This window comes from Vibrio sp. ED002 (assembly GCF_023277445.1).
Taxonomy (GTDB): Bacteria; Pseudomonadota; Gammaproteobacteria; order Enterobacterales; family Vibrionaceae; genus Vibrio; species Vibrio jasicida.
Genome location: NZ_CP080240.1, coordinates 66531 through 85848 on the forward strand (window position 1 = coordinate 66531; position 19318 = coordinate 85848).

17 protein-coding genes and 5 pseudogenes are annotated in these 19318 nt (G+C 44.2%); 7 read left to right on the top strand and 15 right to left on the bottom strand.

Annotated features, from left to right (window positions below; translation table 11 throughout):
• The first annotated feature begins 37 nt into the window (after window positions 1–37).
• Window positions 38–2248 carry a DNA topoisomerase gene (locus ITG12_RS27385; RefSeq protein ID WP_248875176.1) on the top strand — a complete coding sequence of 737 codons (2211 nt, stop codon included), beginning with the start codon at window positions 38–40 and terminating at the stop codon, window positions 2246–2248.
• A 500-nt stretch (window positions 2249–2748) separates the two neighbouring features.
• Here the strand turns inward: ITG12_RS27385 and ITG12_RS27395 are convergent, their stop codons facing one another.
• The 8 genes from ITG12_RS27395 to ITG12_RS27430 form a co-directional block, all read right to left on the bottom strand.
• The gene (locus ITG12_RS27395) at window positions 2749–3009 is read right to left on the bottom strand and encodes a hypothetical protein (protein WP_105069481.1); all 261 of its coding nucleotides are present in this window, start codon (window positions 3007–3009) and stop codon (window positions 2749–2751) included.
• 59 nt (window positions 3010–3068) lie between these two features.
• Entirely contained in the window at window positions 3069–3485 is a 417-nt protein-coding gene (locus ITG12_RS27400; protein ID WP_248875178.1) for a hypothetical protein, read from the bottom strand.
• A gap of 87 nt (window positions 3486–3572) precedes the next feature.
• Window positions 3573–3986, bottom strand: a complete 414-nt coding sequence (locus ITG12_RS27405) for an antirestriction protein (protein ID WP_178310012.1) — start codon at window positions 3984–3986, stop codon at window positions 3573–3575.
• 159 nt (window positions 3987–4145) lie between these two features.
• The gene (locus tag ITG12_RS27410; protein WP_248875180.1) at window positions 4146–4484 is read right to left on the bottom strand and encodes a hypothetical protein; all 339 of its coding nucleotides are present in this window, start codon (window positions 4482–4484) and stop codon (window positions 4146–4148) included.
• A gap of 97 nt (window positions 4485–4581) precedes the next feature.
• Window positions 4582–5475 (bottom strand): zincin-like metallopeptidase domain-containing protein, encoded by an 894-nt coding sequence (locus ITG12_RS27415; protein WP_248875182.1) that lies wholly within the window; start codon window positions 5473–5475, stop codon window positions 4582–4584.
• 109 nt (window positions 5476–5584) lie between these two features.
• Complete coding sequence (locus tag ITG12_RS27420; protein ID WP_248875184.1) at window positions 5585–5809, bottom strand: hypothetical protein; 225 nt, start codon at window positions 5807–5809, stop codon at window positions 5585–5587.
• Between the two features lie 75 nt (window positions 5810–5884).
• Window positions 5885–6415: an antirestriction protein gene (locus tag ITG12_RS27425; RefSeq protein WP_248875186.1), complete on the bottom strand. Its 531-nt coding sequence runs from the start codon at window positions 6413–6415 to the stop codon at window positions 5885–5887.
• A gap of 61 nt (window positions 6416–6476) precedes the next feature.
• Window positions 6477–6815, bottom strand: a complete 339-nt coding sequence (locus ITG12_RS27430) for a hypothetical protein (protein ID WP_248875188.1) — start codon at window positions 6813–6815, stop codon at window positions 6477–6479.
• A gap of 405 nt (window positions 6816–7220) precedes the next feature.
• On the opposite strand from ITG12_RS27430, the pseudogene ITG12_RS27435 reads away from it, so the two are divergent.
• The 4 genes and pseudogenes from ITG12_RS27435 to ITG12_RS27450 all read left to right on the top strand — a co-directional run.
• Window positions 7221–8445, top strand: a pseudogene (locus ITG12_RS27435) (IS256 family transposase).
• Window positions 8446–8648: 203 nt separating this feature from the next.
• Complete coding sequence (locus tag ITG12_RS27440) at window positions 8649–9296, top strand: recombinase family protein (protein WP_248875190.1); 648 nt, start codon at window positions 8649–8651, stop codon at window positions 9294–9296.
• A gap of 294 nt (window positions 9297–9590) precedes the next feature.
• Entirely contained in the window at window positions 9591–12281 is a 2691-nt protein-coding gene (locus ITG12_RS27445) for a hypothetical protein (RefSeq protein ID WP_248875192.1), read from the top strand.
• 361 nt (window positions 12282–12642) lie between these two features.
• Window positions 12643–12831 (top strand): annotated as a pseudogene (locus ITG12_RS27450) (resolvase); the annotation flags it as partial.
• Here ITG12_RS27450 and ITG12_RS27455 read toward each other — a convergent pair.
• Window positions 12806–13108: a type II toxin-antitoxin system RelE/ParE family toxin gene (locus ITG12_RS27455; RefSeq protein ID WP_248875194.1), complete on the bottom strand. Its 303-nt coding sequence runs from the start codon at window positions 13106–13108 to the stop codon at window positions 12806–12808. The pseudogene ITG12_RS27450 and the gene ITG12_RS27455 overlap by 26 nt on opposite strands.
• Complete coding sequence (locus ITG12_RS27460) at window positions 13108–13368, bottom strand: type II toxin-antitoxin system Phd/YefM family antitoxin (protein WP_248875196.1); 261 nt, start codon at window positions 13366–13368, stop codon at window positions 13108–13110. The genes ITG12_RS27455 and ITG12_RS27460 overlap by 1 nt, the downstream gene beginning before the upstream one ends.
• A 203-nt stretch (window positions 13369–13571) precedes the next feature.
• On the opposite strand from ITG12_RS27460, the pseudogene ITG12_RS27465 reads away from it, so the two are divergent.
• Window positions 13572–14781: pseudogene (locus ITG12_RS27465) on the top strand (IS3 family transposase).
• 37 nt (window positions 14782–14818) lie between these two features.
• Here ITG12_RS27465 and ITG12_RS27470 read toward each other — a convergent pair.
• The 3 genes from ITG12_RS27470 to ITG12_RS27480 all read right to left on the bottom strand — a co-directional run bounded on the left by ITG12_RS27470 (window position 14819) and on the right by ITG12_RS27480 (window position 16551).
• A complete protein-coding gene (locus ITG12_RS27470; RefSeq protein ID WP_248875198.1) occupies window positions 14819–15157 on the bottom strand; it encodes a type II toxin-antitoxin system RelE/ParE family toxin in 339 nt (112 codons plus the stop codon).
• 10 nt (window positions 15158–15167) lie between these two features.
• On the bottom strand, window positions 15168–15413 hold the full coding sequence (locus ITG12_RS27475) for a prevent-host-death protein (protein WP_021018379.1): 246 nt from the start codon (window positions 15411–15413) through the stop codon (window positions 15168–15170).
• Window positions 15414–16074: 661 nt separating this feature from the next.
• Window positions 16075–16551: a hypothetical protein gene (locus ITG12_RS27480; protein WP_248875199.1), complete on the bottom strand. Its 477-nt coding sequence runs from the start codon at window positions 16549–16551 to the stop codon at window positions 16075–16077.
• Between the two features lie 90 nt (window positions 16552–16641).
• Between ITG12_RS27480 and ITG12_RS27485 the strand changes: the two genes are divergently transcribed.
• The gene (locus ITG12_RS27485; RefSeq protein ID WP_248875201.1) at window positions 16642–16893 is read left to right on the top strand and encodes a hypothetical protein; all 252 of its coding nucleotides are present in this window, start codon (window positions 16642–16644) and stop codon (window positions 16891–16893) included.
• Window positions 16894–16991: 98 nt separating this feature from the next.
• On the opposite strand, the pseudogene ITG12_RS27490 reads toward ITG12_RS27485, so the two are convergent.
• Together ITG12_RS27490 and ITG12_RS27495 are read right to left on the bottom strand one after the other, a co-directional pair.
• A pseudogene (locus ITG12_RS27490) lies at window positions 16992–17369 on the bottom strand (transposase); the annotation flags it as partial.
• A gap of 450 nt (window positions 17370–17819) precedes the next feature.
• Window positions 17820–19310 (bottom strand): annotated as a pseudogene (locus tag ITG12_RS27495) (arylsulfatase).
• Window positions 19311–19318: the final 8 nt, after the last annotated feature.

Below are 19318 nucleotides of genomic sequence, written 5' to 3' on the forward strand. Positions count from 1 at the left end.
GTCGCATCGAGGGACACTGACATCCGGAGAAAACATCATGCGCGTATTTATTGCAGAAAAGCCGTCGTTGGCGGCGGCCATCTTTAAAGGTCTCGGCGGTGACGTCAACACCGAGAAAAAAGACGGATACTATCAACATGGCCAAGAGGTGGTGACGTGGTGCGTTGGTCACTTACTTGCCCTGTGTGACCCAGAAGATTACAACATTGAACATAAAAAATGGGCCTTGTCGTACCTACCTTTGAGCACACACTACCCGCCAAGAATGAAGCCGCGTCAGGGCGCAGCGAAGCAACTCAAAGTCGTGCTGAGCTGGATAGACAAAGCAGACAGCATTGTTCACGCAGGCGACCCCGACCCGGAAGGCTGTTTGTTGGTCGATGAGGTGCTGACCTATGCAAACAACACCAAGCCGGTGCAACGTGTCTTGATTGCCGATTTGAACGATAAGCCGGTGAAAGCGGCGCTGGCAAACTTACAGCCGAATGAACACTTCCAACCACTGACCCAAAAAGCGTTAGCTCGCGCTATCGCCGACCAAACCTTCGGTTATAACCTAACTCGCGCCTATACCCTTAAAGCGAGAGAGAAAGGTTTTGATGAAGTGCTCAATATTGGCCGAGTCATTACGGCGATGATAGGCATGATTAACGAGCGCACCCTGGCAAACCTCAATCACCAGAAAAGCTTTTACTACGAGTTATTTGGTCATTTCGACATGAACGGAAACGTGATAAAGGGAAAACTCATTCCTGATGAAGCATTCGAGCTCGATGACAAAGGTCGTATGATTTCGTCACTGGAAGTCGCGGCGACCAAAGAAGCGGATACCGGAGCAAATGCGCATATCTCCAACATTGAACAAAAAACGGAACACCGCCAACCACCAATGCCATTCAACCTGTCAAAGCTGCAAATTGAAGCGTCAAAGCGATGGGGCTATAAACCGAAAGACGTACTAGATACTTTGCAAGGGCTGTATGAGAAGCATAAGCTGCTGACCTATCCGCGCAGTGATAACCAGTACCTTTCCGATGCACATCTGGAGAACCGCTCCAGTATCTTTGCGGCCATAACAGGGACACTGTCACATCTTGATACCGCCATTGAACACGCCGCGACGACCTCCAGTCACAAAGCCTTTAATGCCAGCAAAATAGAAGCGCACCACGCGATTGTCCCTACCGAGAAAAGCGGCGCGGGTATCGAGCTTAACGAGCGTGAGCGAAACCTGTATGAATTGGTGGCCAAACGCTTTATTGCGTTGTTCTACCCTGGCTCCGTACGCGACAAAGTGGCGCTCGATGTGGACTGCACCGGCCGCTGCTACCGTGCCACCCAAACCACACTCAGCAAACAAGGGTGGGAAGTGCTGTTTAAAGGTGAACATCAAGACGAACCGAATCAAAACGCCCTAGACCTCACCTCGATGGTCAAAGGTACGCAAGGCTCGTGTACACAAGTGGATATGGAGCAGCGTGAAACTAAACCTCCGAAATACTTTGACGATGCAAGCCTACTGAAAGCCATGACCCAAGCGGCCAAATTCATCAAAGATCCTGAACTGCGCAAAACACTGGAGGCGAAAGACAAAGACACGGCCGGGGAAAACGGGTCCATCGGGACAGAAGCCACGCGAAGCGGCCATATTGAAAAGGTAGGTAAGCTGACACACCTTGTTCGCTTAGGTAAAGAGAAAGGCTACAAGAACCCGGTCTACAAAACGACGGAAGCGGGACAAGAGTTCTGCGCCCTCCTCCCTGATGAGATTGTACGGCCAGACATTTCCGCTATTTGGGAGGGTAGCTTAGATAAGATTTCGAAGCAGCAACTCAATATTGAATCGTTCTTAAACGACGTAAACAAGTATATCCATCTCCAAGTCGAGCACGTCAAAACACACGGTGTGCCTTTCGTGAAGCGCAGCGGCGTGACTTGCCCAACCTGCCAGCAAGGCACGCTCATTAAACGCCCTGGCAAACATGGACCATTTCATGCCTGCAATCGCTACCCTGATTGTAAGACGACGTTCCCTGACGAGAACGGTAAGCCAAACTTCAACCCCAAGCCACGCCAGAGCATTGTGCCAAGCACAGAAGAGTTCTGCAAACAGTGTGGCAATCCGCTTGTGCGAAGACCAGCCAAGAAAGAAGGAGCATTTTGGTGGGGATGCAGTGGCTTTCCGAAATGTAAGGTGCGCTATTTTGACCAAAACGGCAAACCTGACCGTGATCGAGGCGAACTCTAACACTGAACAAACATCACAGCGCGTGATGATGTTAACCTTCCTTCAAAGTGCTGATTTATCTTCGCGCCATGGAAGGTGCTAAGATAAATACACCGCCTCCCCACCCCGTACGATAGAGCGTTATCCAAATGCGAGACAATCACGATCCTTGGGTGTGCTTAGAAGATGATGAAGATGACTATGTCCTCGAACGATTTGAGTTGCGAGTTCACGGTCGTAAACCTCTCGTTCTCAATCGCCCCTCGTTTTCCAAACTCATGTTCGTCACCCAGCAGTATCTCCACACGTCACAGGAGACCACCAAGCGAATATTAAGAGCCACCATCTTAGACAGTGCTGAGCCCTTCACGGCGGATGAACACTGCCGATTGGTCTCTGCACTCGAAAGGCACTTAGCAGACGTCCATGAATGAAAAAACCCGATAACATCATCATGTTATCGGGCTATTTGGTGTCATCAGGGTGTTTATGTTTGCCGGTTTTACAACCACTTTTAAACATTAATTCGCCTCTAAAGCGCCGTTATAAGCATAGACAAACGCGTCATAAACACTTGAATCTAAAAATTTTATGTTATCCAGAGCTTCACGCATGGTAGCCGACAATTCAACTTTACGGCTTCCCAAGTCTAAACCTACCTCTATTGCCTCAAGGTCTAATGTCGCATCCTCGTGACTAACAGGGGTATAGCGGTGTTTCGCTACTGAAATCATAAGATTGAGTTCAATATTGCATAGCGATATTGTCATGTTTGTTTTCATTTCCCCTCCATTTGACGATGAGTCAGTGAACCAACCACGCCGTAGGGTATCGACTATAATCAGCGCGGACATGATTCAACGAGAGTATAGGGTTGAGCTCCTTTCTGGACGCCCTCCCAAATATCACGCCATACGTTGATAACCGAACCACAACTTAGGCAGTTCAACACCACGCTGCCATCACGACCAACCATAATATGATTGTGTGTGGCGCTGTGGCATCGAGCGCATGGGTGCAAACCCGCAAAGCTGACACCGGCACTGGCAAGAGCGCGAAGATTCAGGACCAGCCCCTCTTCATGAAGCGGACTTTGTGTTTCAATCCAGGCTTCATTGACGCCGCACCAAATGTACAAACGCCCCTCTTCTGTCAGTGACAAGTAGCTATGACGCGCTAAATGATAGTGCGTCGCCGCCTTCGATGGGGTGTTTTTAAAGATTTGTTGGGTGTTCACGATAGCATCAAGTTTTAACATTAGACTTCTCCAATAAAGTAAAAAAGAGAAGCCCCACAGGACTTCTCCTGTGGTAAAAAGCGCTTAGCGCTTCAATGGCTTAAACCATTAGTTAATCACGCGAGCAATGTTCTCCCACTCAGCGTGTTCTCTGGCGTAATCCATGAGCAAAACTTGATGCTCACTGAGGTTATCCAGCTCCGCTTTGTTGCCCTTTTGATAAGCAGACATGGCGCAGTTGCCCAGCATGATTATCCAGACACAAATACCAGCGGCTTCCTTAGAAAGCGATGCCGACGCACAGTTGTAATCATTATTGACAGCGACAGGCTCACCCATTTCTGGATAAGCAAACTTCCCGCCATTGCTTAACGTCACAAACTCCCAGTAACCACCAGAATAATCCGGTAAAAACTGATCAGAAAAATGATACACAGCTTGCTCAACCGCGAGGTAGTTTGAGGTCATTGATGGATAAAAATTAGGGCGTTCCTGAGTGGGAACAATTGATGCAGTAATCATGACGATCACCTTTGAATTGATGGATTGACAACAAGCGAGGCTATCAATCATAATCTTGGGCTCTGGCACCACTCGATTATGAATGGTAGCACTGGCCAAGATTTACAACGTCTGATGCGTTGTGCTGCCAGTATAACGAAGTGTGAAAAAGCTCGTCAATCAATGACGGGCTTTTTTCTTATCAAAATCGGCTAACATGCCGCTCAATTGAAGCTCTGTTCCCCCTTTTTCTAGGTGGTCTTGATAGCGACGCTGGGCGTGAACCTTCTTCACGAGCAGTGCTTGACGCTCTTCGGGTGTGCGTCGAGGGAAATGGCTTTCGGTTTCATGTGCCAAGGCAAACTTGAAATCTTCATTTTTGCTCAGCAAATAGAGGTCGAACATCATGTCATCGAATGAGCTGTACACTTGGCTTTCAAAGTTCTCTCTGAGAGACAGGTTTGACTCCCCGTCATCGTAAAAAAACAGCCCAGTTTTAATCGCTTCTATTTTTTTCATTGCGCCTCCATTTAAATGCATCCAAACGCATAGATTAACCGATCCAGATTGAACAAAAAAAAGCCCGATCATGCAATAACATGATCGGGCACTTTCGCTATGCCGCTTTAGAAATCTTCATTTCGTTCAGCGACATGAGGTATTGATGCGCTTTACTGGCTTGAGCGGCGGCTTTAAAAACATAACGCTTGTCATTTTTCAACGCCTCCAACCAGTTTGCGATATAAGATTCGTGTTGAACGTCACCAACTATCCCCAAACCCGCCATGGTAAAAGCGGCCCCGAGTTCAGCGATTAACTCTTCAAAAGCGTAATCCTTGCTACCAAACCGCCCTTTGCTGTCACGATCTAAACGAGATTGATGTCCCGTCCAATGCGTCAACTCATGCATAATGGTGGCATAGAGATCGGCTGTCGAAGCGAACCTTTCACGATCAGGGATGACAACGTCATCCGTAGATGGACGATAAAACGCTTTCTGTCCACCATAACGAATAGATACCCCCGTCTTCTGAATGAAGCGCTCAGCTTCATCAATCAATGCTATCTCATCACGTTCAGGGCGCGCCATGGCCACTTCATCGTCTTCAATACCATCAATTTGATCAACGTTAAAAACCTTAAAGGTTCGTAACATCGCGTAGGTATCTTGCTCGTCATTATCATCTTCGTGCCGATTTTTCTTCTCCACGATTTTGAAAAAGAAAATCGCTGTCCCTTTTTCACCCTTTCTAACCTGGCCACCAAGCACTTTCGACTGCTTGTACGTCAGCCATTTGTTGGATGAAAAGCGGTTAAGCTGCGCACTCATCCAAAGTAACATGATATTCAACCCTTTATATTCGGTTTGACTCTGATAGTTACATGGAATGCCTGAAGCGTGGGTCACATCCCAAGGGCATGACCAAGGTTTAACCCCTTGCTCTAGCGCCTCGATGACTTGATTGGTGATGTCTTGGTAAAAATCGTTTTTCATTGGTTTTGTAGCCATGTCGCTACTCCTTGAATGAGTAAATTGATAACAATTTGCTTATTCGGCTGGCAACGGCCAGTCGAACTGGCGTTGCCTGCGGAGTCGTTCCGCTACAGAAGGGGGTCACTTAGTCACATAAGAATGTCACCTTGATGACAGGCTTGTGATCTAAGTGGTAAGCGTCACCAAAAAGTAACAGCCCCATAAAGGAGCAGTATTGGATGTCACTCTGACCAACCGTCTTTAGATTTTCATTGTGGATCACCGTATCACCGGCGTTGATGGTTTTGATGTGCACTTCTTCTAAGCGCATAGCGCTTGATTTTTGGAAGCTCGTACCCAGTTCTAGCATCAGGCGTCTCCTTTAAAATAAAACAAGAGAAGCCCCCACAGGCCTTCTCCTGTGGTGAGTACAACGCGCTGAGCGCTAATGAATGGATGTGATAAAGTGAGCAATATTATCCCACTCTACGTGCTCGTTCGCGTATTCCATAAGTCGCGAATGATAATGGCTGAAATTGCCCATTTCGACAAAATGGTCTCGTTCAAGCGCCACCATTGCACAGGTTCGTAATGTCACCAACCAAATACAAATGCCTGCCGCTTCTTGAGAAAACGCATGCCAGGTATCGTGATTCGGATCGTAGAAAGTGACTGGCGCCTCCATAACCGGATAGGCGAACCGACCACCGTTACTTAGTGTCAGAAATTGCCAATACCTTCCCCCCTTCCTGTAATACCCCTTTAGGTATAGTTCAGAGAAGCGGTGGATCGTTCTTTTCAAAAAACGAAATTGCTTTGTCGTGGATGGATAAAACGTTAAACGTTCTTGCTTGGGGATCATTGCGGCAGTAATCATGACGATCACCTTTGAATTGATGGATTGAAGACAAGCGAGGCCATCAATCATAATCTTGGGCTCTGGCACCACTCGATTATGAATGGTTGCCTTAGCCAAGATTTACAACGTCTGATGCGTTGCGTCCCCAGTATATCGGAGTATAAAAAAGCCCGTCAATTTAATGATGGGCTTTTTTGAGGGGGAAATCAGAAAGAGCGCCGCTGCTCTCGTCCTCGGAACCTCCGTTTTCAAGGTGCTCTTGATAGCGTCGTCGTGCATGAACTTTTTTGATGATGATGTCCTGCCGCTCTTCTGCCGTGCGTCGCGGAAAATGGCTGTCCGTTTCATGCGGTAAAGCGAATTTAAAATCATCATTTTGGCTAAGCACGAGCAAATCCGCCATGTAGTCTTGGTAAGAGGCGTACACCACGCTTTGAAATGACGCGATACATTCTCGGGTCTCTTGACCATCATCAAACATCCATTCATCCGTTATGATTGCTTCGATACGCTTCATGTCTCTTCCTCGTTGTTAGGGTTTCATATATTCCGTTGCCAGTTACTTAAGAGCCATCAGGAACTGGACGGCTCTTAAGTAACTGCCCATGTTCAATGATGATATGACCGCCCCCTCCTTTTAGGCTCAGTCGTCGTTGCCCTCTTTATTCGTTGTCGGTGAATGTACCGAAAACCGTGATTAAGGCGTCAACAAACTCACCCGCTTTAACCTCCCCCAGAAAGCACGGCTTGAAATCGTCGGTTGCCATGTATTTTTTCTTGGCTGGCACGTAAACCATCGAACCAGGGTTCGCCGATAAAATAGCGAGCTATGCTGATTTCTGGTGTATGGAAGAGAAAGGAAGTTGCGGTGTAATCTGTTGATGTAGTTCTCGCCAGAACGATTAACAGAAAGGTACACCGCATGACTGATAATACTGTTGTTTCACTGAATACACCACAAGACCCACTTACAGAACTGATACGCCAAGGGGCTAGAGATTTGATTGCACAAGCTGTTGAAGCTGAGCTTCAACAGCTTGTGCAACACCAGAATGTAATGGTTGACGGCAAGCAAGCCATCGTTCGCAACGGTTTCTTGCCTGAGCGAACCTTGCAAACAGGTGTCGGTGATGTCGAAGTGCAAATTCCTAAGGTACGAGATCGCTCAGGGCATGGCGTCAAATTTAATAGCAACTTGATACCACCCTATCTCAAGCGAACAAAGAGCGTTGCAGCACTGCTCCCGTTACTCTATATCTACGGGCGATATGCTGCCTGCTCTGGAGTCTCTGCTTGGTAAGGATGCGAAAGGCCTGTCAGCCAACAGCATCTGTCGCCTCAAAGAGCGCTGGTATGCTGAGTATGAACAGTGGCGTAAGCGTGACCTCGGTAGGCGTCGCTATGTTTACGTTTGGGCTGACGGTGTTTACTGTCACGTTAGGATGGACGATAAGCTCTGCTTACTCGTCATCATTGGTGTCGATGACACTGGACGCAAAGAAGTCCTTGGCGTTCTGGATGGTCATCGAGAGTCAGAAGCAAGTTGGACGGAACTCATTGAGCAGCTACGAGCACAGGGATTACAGTTAGCACCGAAGCTTGCCATCGGAGATGGCGCGCTTGGCTTCTGGAAAGCGGTTGCTAAGTGCTGGCCTCAAACGACTCAGCAACGGTGCTGGGTACATAAGACGGCGAATGTGCTTAACAAGGTGCCCAAAAGCGTACAACCACGAATGAAGGAAGCACTGCAAGATATCTGGATGGCAGAGACTAGAGATGATGCTTATCACGCCTTCTCAACCTTCCAGAGGCGCTTCGAAGCCAAGTATCCCAAGGCAACGGACTGCTTGGTGAAAGATAAAGCTGAAATGCTGGCGTTCTACGATTACCCTGCAGAGCACTGGGTTCATATCAGGACAACCAACCCAATAGAATCGATGTTCGCCACAGTACGTTTACGCACGAACAAGACGAAGAACTGTGGAAACAGAAAGACTACGTTGATGATGGCCTACAAGTTAATGCGCAGTGCAGAGACGAAGTGGCGTCGTCTACGAGGTTTTGCACTCCTAGCGGATGTTGTGCAAGATGTTCGCTTCATCGATGGAGTGAAAGAAATGGAGACTCATCAACAGGCTACCGCATGATCTCCATACACCACATTTGACAATAGCTCTACCATTCAATAATGCATGTACAATCAGTAAATGAATTAAATGTTAAAACTTAGACTGTGTCATTTAAGTCTACCTAAAAGACATGGGTTAAATTTGACATCAAACCCTGCAATGTCATAACCTAAATGACACAACCATTAAGATCATCATGTAAATGTCATATCGAGTGAATTATGTACATATTTGGCTACTTAAGAGCATCAACATCTGATCAAAATGCAAAACGTGCTCAGAACACCTTACAAAGCTTTGTTCAAAATAAAGGCTACCGTGTAGCGGGTTGGTATATTGAGAATGAATCTGGCGCATCTTTGCAAAGGCCTGAACTTCTACGATTACTTGATGATGCAGCTGTTGGTGATGCGATCCTCATTGAGCAGATTGACCGCCTTTCACGTCTTGATGAAAAAAGTTGGTTTACATTGAAAGAAATGCTGAGCAAGAAAGCATTAAAAGTGATCAGCCTAGATTTACCGACCAGTCATATCGCTCTATCTCCTCAAGTCACCGATGAATTTACCAGCTCTATGATCAAAGCGATAAACAGCATGATGATGGACATGTTGGCAGCCATCGCTCGCAAAGATTACCAAGATCGGCGTCGCCGTCAGGCAGAGGGGATAAAAAAGGCCAAAGAGGAAGGGAAATATCGTGGCAGACAACCAAACCTCGAGCTCCACGAAAAAATTTATCAGTTACGAGTTATCAACAAGTTGAGTATTCGCGATACTGCAAAGCTGACCAATGTTTCTGATAGAACGGTCATTCGAGTAGCAAAGAAATTAGAGAGTGAACGTTTAATTGATGGTAAGACATATTAAACGGGCATCGCTATCCGCCCAAAACTGGCAGAAAACAAAGAAAGGTTCCCTTTGGTAGTCTTTCTTATTCAGAGCATTTTTTGCACTCTAATTTACGCAACAGCCCTTAAATTAAGCTCTACAGACAGGCTTTGGACTTTTTGCTGAAATGGCACAAAAACATAAATAAGAACATCCTACATTAGTAATTAGCAAATCTCTAGCTGAGGAGTGAGTGCATGCTGTTTCACAAGTCAAGTGTATCATTTACCATTAAAGCACCCAATAAGCGTAAGAATAAAGTCTGAAGCATGTATGAATAAAAGTAATATATATATAGCGATATCCACTGCATTACTACCACTCAGTGTGAATGCAGCAATCCCTACAGATGTAGATAAACGATGGAGGCAATCAGCAACCATCACACACCCCGATAAATCTTTCTATCCAAACCCAGATACTAAAATTCAAGCAAAGCGGAAAAATATTTTTGACTGGCGTACCCAACATTTACAAATTGGGATGGCAAACTTGCACGGCGACGAGGAATTGGCTTTAAGCCCATTTTATATTTGTGAGTCTGATACACTTTATAATATTCCAGGAGAAAAATTATTAACAAAAGATATCATGGGACCTGGAAATGTACTCCCTACACCTACTAGTTGCTCTGGTAGCTATCATTCAAGATCATATGCTCAGAAATTTCCAGATATTAACCCAAATGAAGGATGGGAATTAATAAAATTCAATCTTGGATATAAAATGTCACATTATAGAAAATCCAAAACATCTTGGTCAGCAGATGGTGGCGATGCTTTCTCAAGCAATCAATATCCTTATATTATTCTCTATAATAGAATGACTGCAAAATTGAGAGTTATGGGTTACTTTCCTGATTATAGCATTGGGACTGGCATGTCCGTTACGCTCTCGACATCAGGGAAAACAAAAATATTTAATGGCACAAAAGCAACTGATGCTCAATTTTACCCTAACAGTAAAACGGGTTTTGGTGCGATAAATAACTCTCGAGATGGTGCTTGGGGAGTCGCTGACTTTAACCTTGAATTAGATCCGTGTTCTCCAGGTAGAGATATTGATTTGACAATCGCCATCCAGCCTAAATCTGTTGATAAGATTGAACTTTACGGACATTCTGTTGGTTTGTCAGAAAATATTACGGGTGACAATATTGCTGATCCATCCAAGTATTTATTGGATGTATCAGGTAACCTTAATGATAACTTAGACCAAGCTGGTAGCTATACTGTTAACAGCCTAGACGATCTAAACTCATTATTTAATGACATCAATGATTCAGCAACATCCGATGCTGTTGCCAGCGATGCACTTGGAGCAGCATCTGCTTTCTTAGGTGGCTTAATGGAACTATCCCCATCAGGAAACTCTGTTAATAATGGACTCAAAGCAATGTCTGGTGTGCTTGGAGGAGCTGGTTCTATTATGGGAACTCAAGCTGCAGCTGTTCCAAATTTTAGCCCAATTATTCCTCAGATTACTTTTTCAGAAATCTATTTAAGAGGAGAGTCTGTATCATCAGATCCAGGCGTTAAAGTTAAGCTTAGGCTACCTGGAAGTTTGAGCACTGCATGGAAAAACTTTGATGAAAATGCGGTTTCTAATATTTCATACCCTTTATATGATGAACCTCTGGGACTCTTTACATTATTGACCACCCCAAAAGTAAGAATCAGTAAGGCTTACTCTGATAGAAGTAATTCTAATGGATACAAAGTTGTAACAAAATTCAATCCGAGTAATGTTATCTTAGCTTCTAATACTAAATCTGGACTAAACATTAGTGGCTGGGCTGGCAAAGAGAGTAAAGGTATAAATATTACTGGTAGGCTTAAGATCAAATACCTTGTAGATAGCAATGTGACGCCATCATTCACTAACCTCCATGATATTGATGGTAGTGACAAGACGTATAGTTATGTCAGTAATACAACAAATGGAAGAAAAACAAAACTATACACGGTTGTCACCGATGAAGTTCCTTTGATGCATTTAAATCGAATCCTTAGCGGTCAGAAAGTGCCATCTATTACAGTTAAAGGAGGAACTGCTGTTGTCGATAATGTAAGTTTAGTTGTAACGGCCAAAAACAACACAGACACAATTCATGATAATATTCTCAACCAAAATATCAAGATGATAAACAAAAGGGATTCAGAAGGAAATTTCGTCCCTTATTATATTTCCATGAAAGAATATCCTACAATATTTAATGAATCTGTGAGTGGGAAGTTTAATCCAAATGCAGACATAGACAGATTGATAAATAGTAAACAAATTACTATATCTAATCAGAATCCTGCTCTAGGTGTAGATATAAGGCTAGGGAGTAATAATTCACCATCAATTAAAGGGTATTGCTCTGCTTCCGGTGATTATAATAAATCTAAATTTAATGGATCTTATTCAATAGTTCCTGATGAAGATATGTCATACTACACATACAAGCCAAAACAAGTATCAGGTCCTACAAGTAATCATCTTAGTTTGACTCATGATGTTTGTTATTTTTGCGCTCATGCTCGTACTTTCGGTTTTCTTTCATTCAATCTTAATGAAACTATTGGTTTAAATGGCTTTAGAAAACCCAAAAAAGTCACTTTAAAACTAAATTCGAAGATGGATTCACCTGGTCGCGCTTATGACATTTTTGATTATCGGAGCAAATACTTTTTCAGTGCAAATAAATCAACACAAGCAATGAGGGACAATAAATATAAGGCATTCCAACCGAAATACGCGACTTTATTTAAAAGTAAGATTTCACGCAGCCCATCTTACACCGATGTAACAAAACATTTTAATGCAGCAATAGACAGGGTGAAAAACAATAATGGTCGCTATGAAACTCCAAGGATGTCTTTTGCTCTATATGCATCGCATCCAAATACTTCAATGCCCCCGTGGATTTGGTCCTCAGAGCACAGCTATTGGACACCGAGACTGATTGTTCAGTATTAACTACTTACTCCTCCGGCATAGCCGGAGGTTTTTTGTATCAAAAGACATATTAAGCTGGCATAGCTACCCTCACAGAACGGTTGAAAGACGAAGAAAGACTCCCTTTGGCCTTTGGGAGCTTTTCTTATTCAGACCATTTCGTGCTCTCTAATTTACGCAGCAGCCCTTTAAAATTAAGCTCAAACATTCAACTTTTCCAGAAAGCTGTTCTTAATTATTGAGCCTCGATAAACCGTGCCTTTATAGTTTGGCAGCTTGTTCATCACACTTCGCATATGAGAAACACGGCTTTTAAGCGTCTCTCCATATCCCTGCATCAAGAACTCTTTGGACTTTTCGCTGAAATGGGCGCAAAACCCCTCTTGGTAGACCTAAAGGTGGAGCAGAAAAGCTTAAGCTCGGCCCCAAAAGGGATCAAATTGAAAAATATCTATGTATGGGACTTGGGATTCGCCCTACTGCAAAGCTCATTGATGAAGCCTCAAGTACATTACGAGATTACATCAAATGCAGAGGCTTAAGAGCTATAACTGTCGCTGAAAGTGCTTAGCCGGTGACATGTTACGCCCTAAGACTGCAGCAATAACACTGTGGTCAGGTTTTCTGATGTAATAAATCACATGATGTTTTAGCGGAAAGCGGCAGTAACCGGTTCCTAGTTCCGGCATGTCAATGCCAATCAACTCATTGCTCGCTAACAACGCCATTGATTGTTTTAGCTCTCCAAAATAATTGGTCCACTGTGCGCCTCCCCAGTTTTCAAGCGTGTAACGGCGAATGTCGATTAGGTCCGTTTGTGCTGCGGGAGAAAGTTTGTATTGTGTCATTAGTCAAACTTACCTGAATCTAATTCGCTCATGAAGCTTTCACCATCCACCAAATCTCCATTCACGATGTCTCGTTCCGCTTGTTCAAAACGTGATTTAACCATCGCCATCTTCAAGGCTTCAAGTTCCTCGTATTCTTCACATGACATAACAACTGCCACAGGGGAACCATTCTTGCTGATTTGTATTGGCTCTCGCTGTACTTTCATCAGTAAGTCACCAAATTTAGTTTTTGCAGTGTTTGCGGTTAATGATTGCATAGTGTGCTCCTTTTTTGTTCATTATAAACGAATCGTACGATTCATACGAACCATTTAAAACGAATGAAGTGGAACACTGTTCAGAAAGGTGTACTTTCAGGACACCCAGAGATAAAAAAGCCGCTATCGAGCGGCCTTTTATTTCTTGAATGTACCGTCCTAAATAAGGTTGACACATTTCCAACATGAAATTGGAGAGTGTCATGAAATCAACGAGTAAACGAACCCAACGAGATTATTCTCTTGCCTTTAAATTGACGGTTGTTGACCAAGTAGAAAAAGGTGAAATGACCTATAAACAAGCTCAAGAGCGATACGGGATACAAGGCCGATCTACTGCCTTAGTTTGGCTTCGTAAGCACGGTCAGCTAAATTGGTCTAAAGGAATAGAGAAACCAAACACAGTAGGTAATGGCATGCCTGATTCTCCTTCTACTCAAACTCCAGAACAACGGATAAAAGAACTCGAGCAACAACTTGAAGAAACTCAACTGAAAGCGGACTTCTTTGAGGCTGTCGTAAAAGTAATGGATAGGGATTTCGGTGTCCGAATCTCAAAGAAGCGCAAAGCCGAGTTATTAAGGAAAAAACGGTCAAAAGGCTCACAGTAACTAAAGCTTGCCACTTCATCGGGATTACTCGGCAGGCGTTTTACAAACGCTGCGCGCTCGAGCTTCAGCGAACTCGGAAAGAGCAATCTGTCATTGGGTTCGTCAAAGAGCAAAGGCTCTGACATCCTCGATTAGGAACTCGAAAGCTCAAGTACTTACTCAGTCAGAATAACATTTATATAGGGCGAGACTGTCTGTTTTCATTGCTAAAACAGCATCGCCTATTGGTCGTAAACCGAAGGGCTTATCATCGAACAACAAACAGCCATCATCGGTTCCACTGCCACCCAAACCGAATTAAAGAGGGCATGGTTCCAAATAAACCGGAGCAGTTGTGGGTTGCTGATATTACTTACTTGGCAACGCGAGCGGGAAATACTTATCTCAGCTTAATCACTGACGCCTACTCGAGGAAGATAGTTGGGTATCATCTCGATGATAATATGAAGACGCCAGCCGTTAAAAGTGCGTTCCTGAAGGCTTTGAAAAAGCGGCGATATGAGGGCGAGCTTATTCATCACTCTGACCGAGGTATTCAATACTGCTCTGAGGAATATCAGTCAGTACACAAGAAATATCACGTGGCATGCTCTACTCTATGACTGATGGATACGACTGCTATCAAAATGCTCTAGCGGAAAGAGTAAATGGTATCTTAAAGATGGAGTACTTGCTGACTAAGCCGAACGACTTGAATGAAGCTAAGAAAATGGTTGCTGAGTCGGTGAAACTCTATAATGAACAGAGGCCACATACAGCTCTAAAATACAAAACGCCCGATGAAGTTCATCGAGCGTTTTAACTAAAAGTGTCAACCCATATCAGGACGGGTCAGAACGTTATTTGTGGATTAAGCAGTAATCGACCAACATCGATTGTAGGTCTTGCCTATCTCGTACCAACGCGAGAGCTGCGGCGGTGTCAATGTGCTCATGATATTCATAGAGCAACTTGAAACCACCAAAGCTGAATTGGCGAATATTGTATACGCCAAGAGTCGTTAACTCATGGCAAGGAGGGTACATTTCTGGGTTATCAGTAATGTTACTCTCAAACTTCTCTACAAGGTTTTCAATTCTCTCGACCACAACATCCCCTTCACTCCAGAGTGATAGGTAGTTGATTTGGTCGTCTGTCATATTTTCAAATGCTTCGGTGTATACAATATTGGTGCTCATTAAATCCCTCTTATTTGGATTTTCGAGCCGCCAATCTCTCCTTAAATTTGTCTGAGCTGGTTGTTCGTCCAGCAGTCATATCTTCACGTCCAAAACTGACCAGCTTCATCAAAGCAATAGCCTGATCGCGTCTTTGGCGCTCTTCGTATGACTCCACAACATAAATCGGCTTGCCGTTTTGTGTGATGGTCATTGCATCATCTAAAGGAAGATCAGCAGCGTGTTTTTTCAAAAAGCTTACTGTCTCTGTACGCATGGTTATATCTCTCTTCATTTTCATTTTTGTATTAGCTACGATTTCTACGGCCTGTTTATTTCCCGTTCGAGCATCAACACCTTTTCAGAAGGAAGAGTGCCTTCTGTTCTTAGTAATATAACCCTAATATCATTAAGGGGCAAATATAGACTAAATTTAGTCTTTCGCTTGAGGTGCTAACCTTTTGTGGTTATGTCGGTGTGTCAGTCTATAGTGGCGGCATTTTCTGGTGATGATTATGGATGTGATTTTAAATTAGCCATTGCTAATGCATGTAACAAGCCTTTTGCTCGATAAAGAGACTCTGCATAGGAAACTCTTACTGGATTGGACCTAGAAGTACTCCCCCATATAGAGAGGCGTGGACGGAGAGAGACTGCAATAAATCGGAAAACTAGGGGCAAAGGGTTTCGCTTAGAATTGCAGTATTAAGTACATTTGAAATTTAGATTAGATTTTTCCGTATCTCAAGTAATCAGGACTCTCTCCTAACATTGAGTTTCCACACTACACTCAAGATAAGGATGTTTTTTTAGGTTCGAGAGTTCATGATAAAAGAACAGCATGTTTTCTACACGATCTGCTCTAGAGTTCTATTTGAACGAGAGGGCAACCAGCTTGATTCTCTCACGTCGGTTTTGTGTCACTCCAATAAATGACGTCAGCGTCTAGCCAATTGATTGAGGCGGCTAGCGTGAGGGGATTTCGGCGCACTTTTCTTTTTCGCTTCTAACCATTGGCTTTTGAGCTCAAAGACCGTCAAAAGCGAAGGTACATAGTGGATCGCTTGCCAATCGAACCGCCTTACCTGTGCGAGCTTTTGTTGATAAAGTGGTTCGAACGATGCATCACAGGGGTAATAGAATTGCCCTTGGTGTTTGAGTCGAAAGTGCGCGCTGGGGTATTCGCGTTGCAAACGAACGGTTTCTTGCTTAATCAGCACGATGCCTGTTAATGGTGGTAGTGACAGTCTTTCACAAAACTCCAAGACATAAGCCAGTGGATAATTCAGATGACGAAGACTGATACCCACCTCACGAGCAACATCGTGGAAAAAGAGTTGCTCGTTATCTCGATGCTCGATGAGATAGTGCCAGACACTCACAGAGAGCGGTCGCCAATTTTTGCTTGATTTCATTGATCCTCTCTTTTTAATTGATAAGCAATTAGTTTACTATTTTATTGGCTGTGAGAATACATTGAGTGTTTGATGCTATTGAGGAGCGCTATGCCGATTTATGATGTCACCTATTTCTGTTGTGGTTCGAAAGCGATACTGAAGCACAAACAGTTCAATATGGAAAACTTACAAGGTGCGAAGCTGACCGCGCTGGCTCATTTACCTAAAAGCCGTTGCGATGTTCGTATTTGCAATCTTCAAGGTAAGTTGCTTTCCGTTCGTCAACATCGCAATGAATACGCAGGGTTGTGGTCCGATTGGAACAATGACCCGGCACCTAATCCTGCCTTTTCTTATTAAACTTCCAGTTTCTCACTCCCAGAATGAGTTAGGCCGTTGTTTTTGGTAGGAAGAAGGTTGATGGGTAGGATTCTTTGAGGGAATGAGAATTGGAGCGTTTTGAAATAGATGGGCTTGTGCTTATCTAAGCCACCCCGAGTGACGGATAAGTGAATATGCGGGTGCCCGTTCAAGCATCGGTCATAGGTATAGAAGAGTGCCGAATACCCCAACCTCAATCCCGTGATTTTTCGCCCAATGTAGCAGTATATCTGCCGTAAGCGAGAACAAATCATTAAGCAGTGCTAAATTGGCATAAGCCAGATCTAAAGCTTGCTCGGTATGACTGAAGATCTGAGTATGTTTCTACAGTACCTTTTCCTAAGCATTGTCCTTTTCGTACAGGAGTTTGTGGCTCGTAGAACAAACTCTTTTGGTGTATATCGGTGACGCTTCGATTGAACTAATGAAGTATTAACACTCTCGCTCGATGCGATAATCGGTACACTGAACCAGTTGTGCCAAGTATTGAGTAGAAAGTAGTCTATTTCTTCATTTTAATCATCGCATCGTCGTTACAATTTGACACAATTAAAGAAAGCAACTAATGTCAAACACTTCAAAAACATAATGGTAACAAAATGAAACTATTTAATATCGTTAGTCTGGCTTTTCTTTTACTTTCTAGTTCAGTAAGTGCAGCTCAATCACCGTTGATCCAGAATAAACTTCCCACGCCGTTACTGTCCTCGTTAAGTGCAACCGAGCAAGACGATGATGACAGTAACGATGAAGGTGATGTCATTTATCACCAATGCTACTTAAACCCGGTCAGTTGTTTTTAAATGTAACTAGCGATTAAAGATAAGGCCCCATAAACGTCTACGTTTATGGGGCCTTTATGCTGTGCAAGCAGGTAGTGACTACTTCTGTGTACAGCGCGGAAATCAGTTTCTTTTCGGTTGTGTCATGGTTTCTACGACCTGTTCGATACTCAAAGAGCTGCCTTTGGTCGCAGGGAACTCTTTAAACGTTTCCAAGAACTTACGAACAATGGCTTGTGCTGGCACGAACATCCACATTTGATCGGCGTAGAAGTGCCGAACATAAAGCGCTGAATCCGGACCAACTTCGAACGGATCCATACGTAGGTTCACGATAAGTAGCCAACTTGGTGTTTTGCGGTAAGCCTCGTTTATCGCGCCTTCCATAATCGTAAAGTGGATTTTCCAATCTTTGTAACGCAGTGCGTTTAAGTGACCGCTGGCATCAAAGTAGAAAATTTCGTTACGTGCCCCTGTATCTGATTTACCAGTAAGTAGATCCAGTTGATTGTACCCATCTAGGTGTGCTTTGAAGGTCTTGTTGTTTGCCTTATGGCCTTTTAACAGTTTCTCTTTGATATCTGGCTAACCAACGGCAGCCAGCAGCGTTGGCATCCAGTCTTCTTGAGAGAAGATATCGTTGATCACTGTACCCGGTTTGATTTGACCCGGCCAGCGAACCATCATAGGAACGCGGAAACCACCTTCCCAAGTCGTACCTTTCTCGCCTTTAAATGGCGTTGTACCATCATCTGGCCAAGTGAACTTCTCCGCACCGTTGTCGGTACTGAAAATTACGATGGTGTTGTCAGCGACGCCAAGTTCGTCGAGCTTTTTCAGCATCACGCCAACTTGGTCATCCAAATCCATCATGCCATCTGCATATAGGCCATAACCGGATTTGCCTTTGTACTCGTCGCTTAGGTGAGTCCAAACGTGCATACGAGTTGAGTTGTGCCAGATGAAGAAAGGTTTGTCTTCTTTTACTGCTTTTTCCATAAAGGCAAGACTGGCTTCCATAAACTCACGGTCTACGTTTTCCATCCGTTTACGAGTCAGTGGACCTGTATCTTCGATCTTGCCGTCTGCTGTGGATTTTAGAACACCACGAGGGCCGAATTTTTTACGGAATTCAGGATCTTTAGGATAGAACTCTGATTCAGGCTCTTCTTCGGCATTCAAGTGGTAAAGGTTGCCGAAGAACTCATCAAAGCCGTGGTTAGTCGGTAAGTGTTCGTCTTGGTCACCCAAGTGGTTTTTACCAAACTGACCCGCGACATAACCGTGGTTCTTCAGCAGTTCGGCAATGGTTGGCTCTTTAGCTTGAATCCCTTCCTTTGCGCCTGGCATGCCAATGGTAAGAAGACCGGTTCGGAATGGGTGCTGACCAAGAATGAAGGATGCACGACCCGCAGTACAACTTTGTTGCGCGTAGGCATCTGTGAAAATGGCCCCTTCTTTTGCGATGGTATCGATGTTTGGTGTACGACCGCCCATCATGCCGTTGTGATAAGCGCTGATGTTGTAAACCCCGACATCGTCGCCCCAAAAGACTAAGATGTTGGTTTGTCCGTCGCGGCCAGTAAAGCGCAGGGCGTGATCATACAAGCCCATAAAAATAG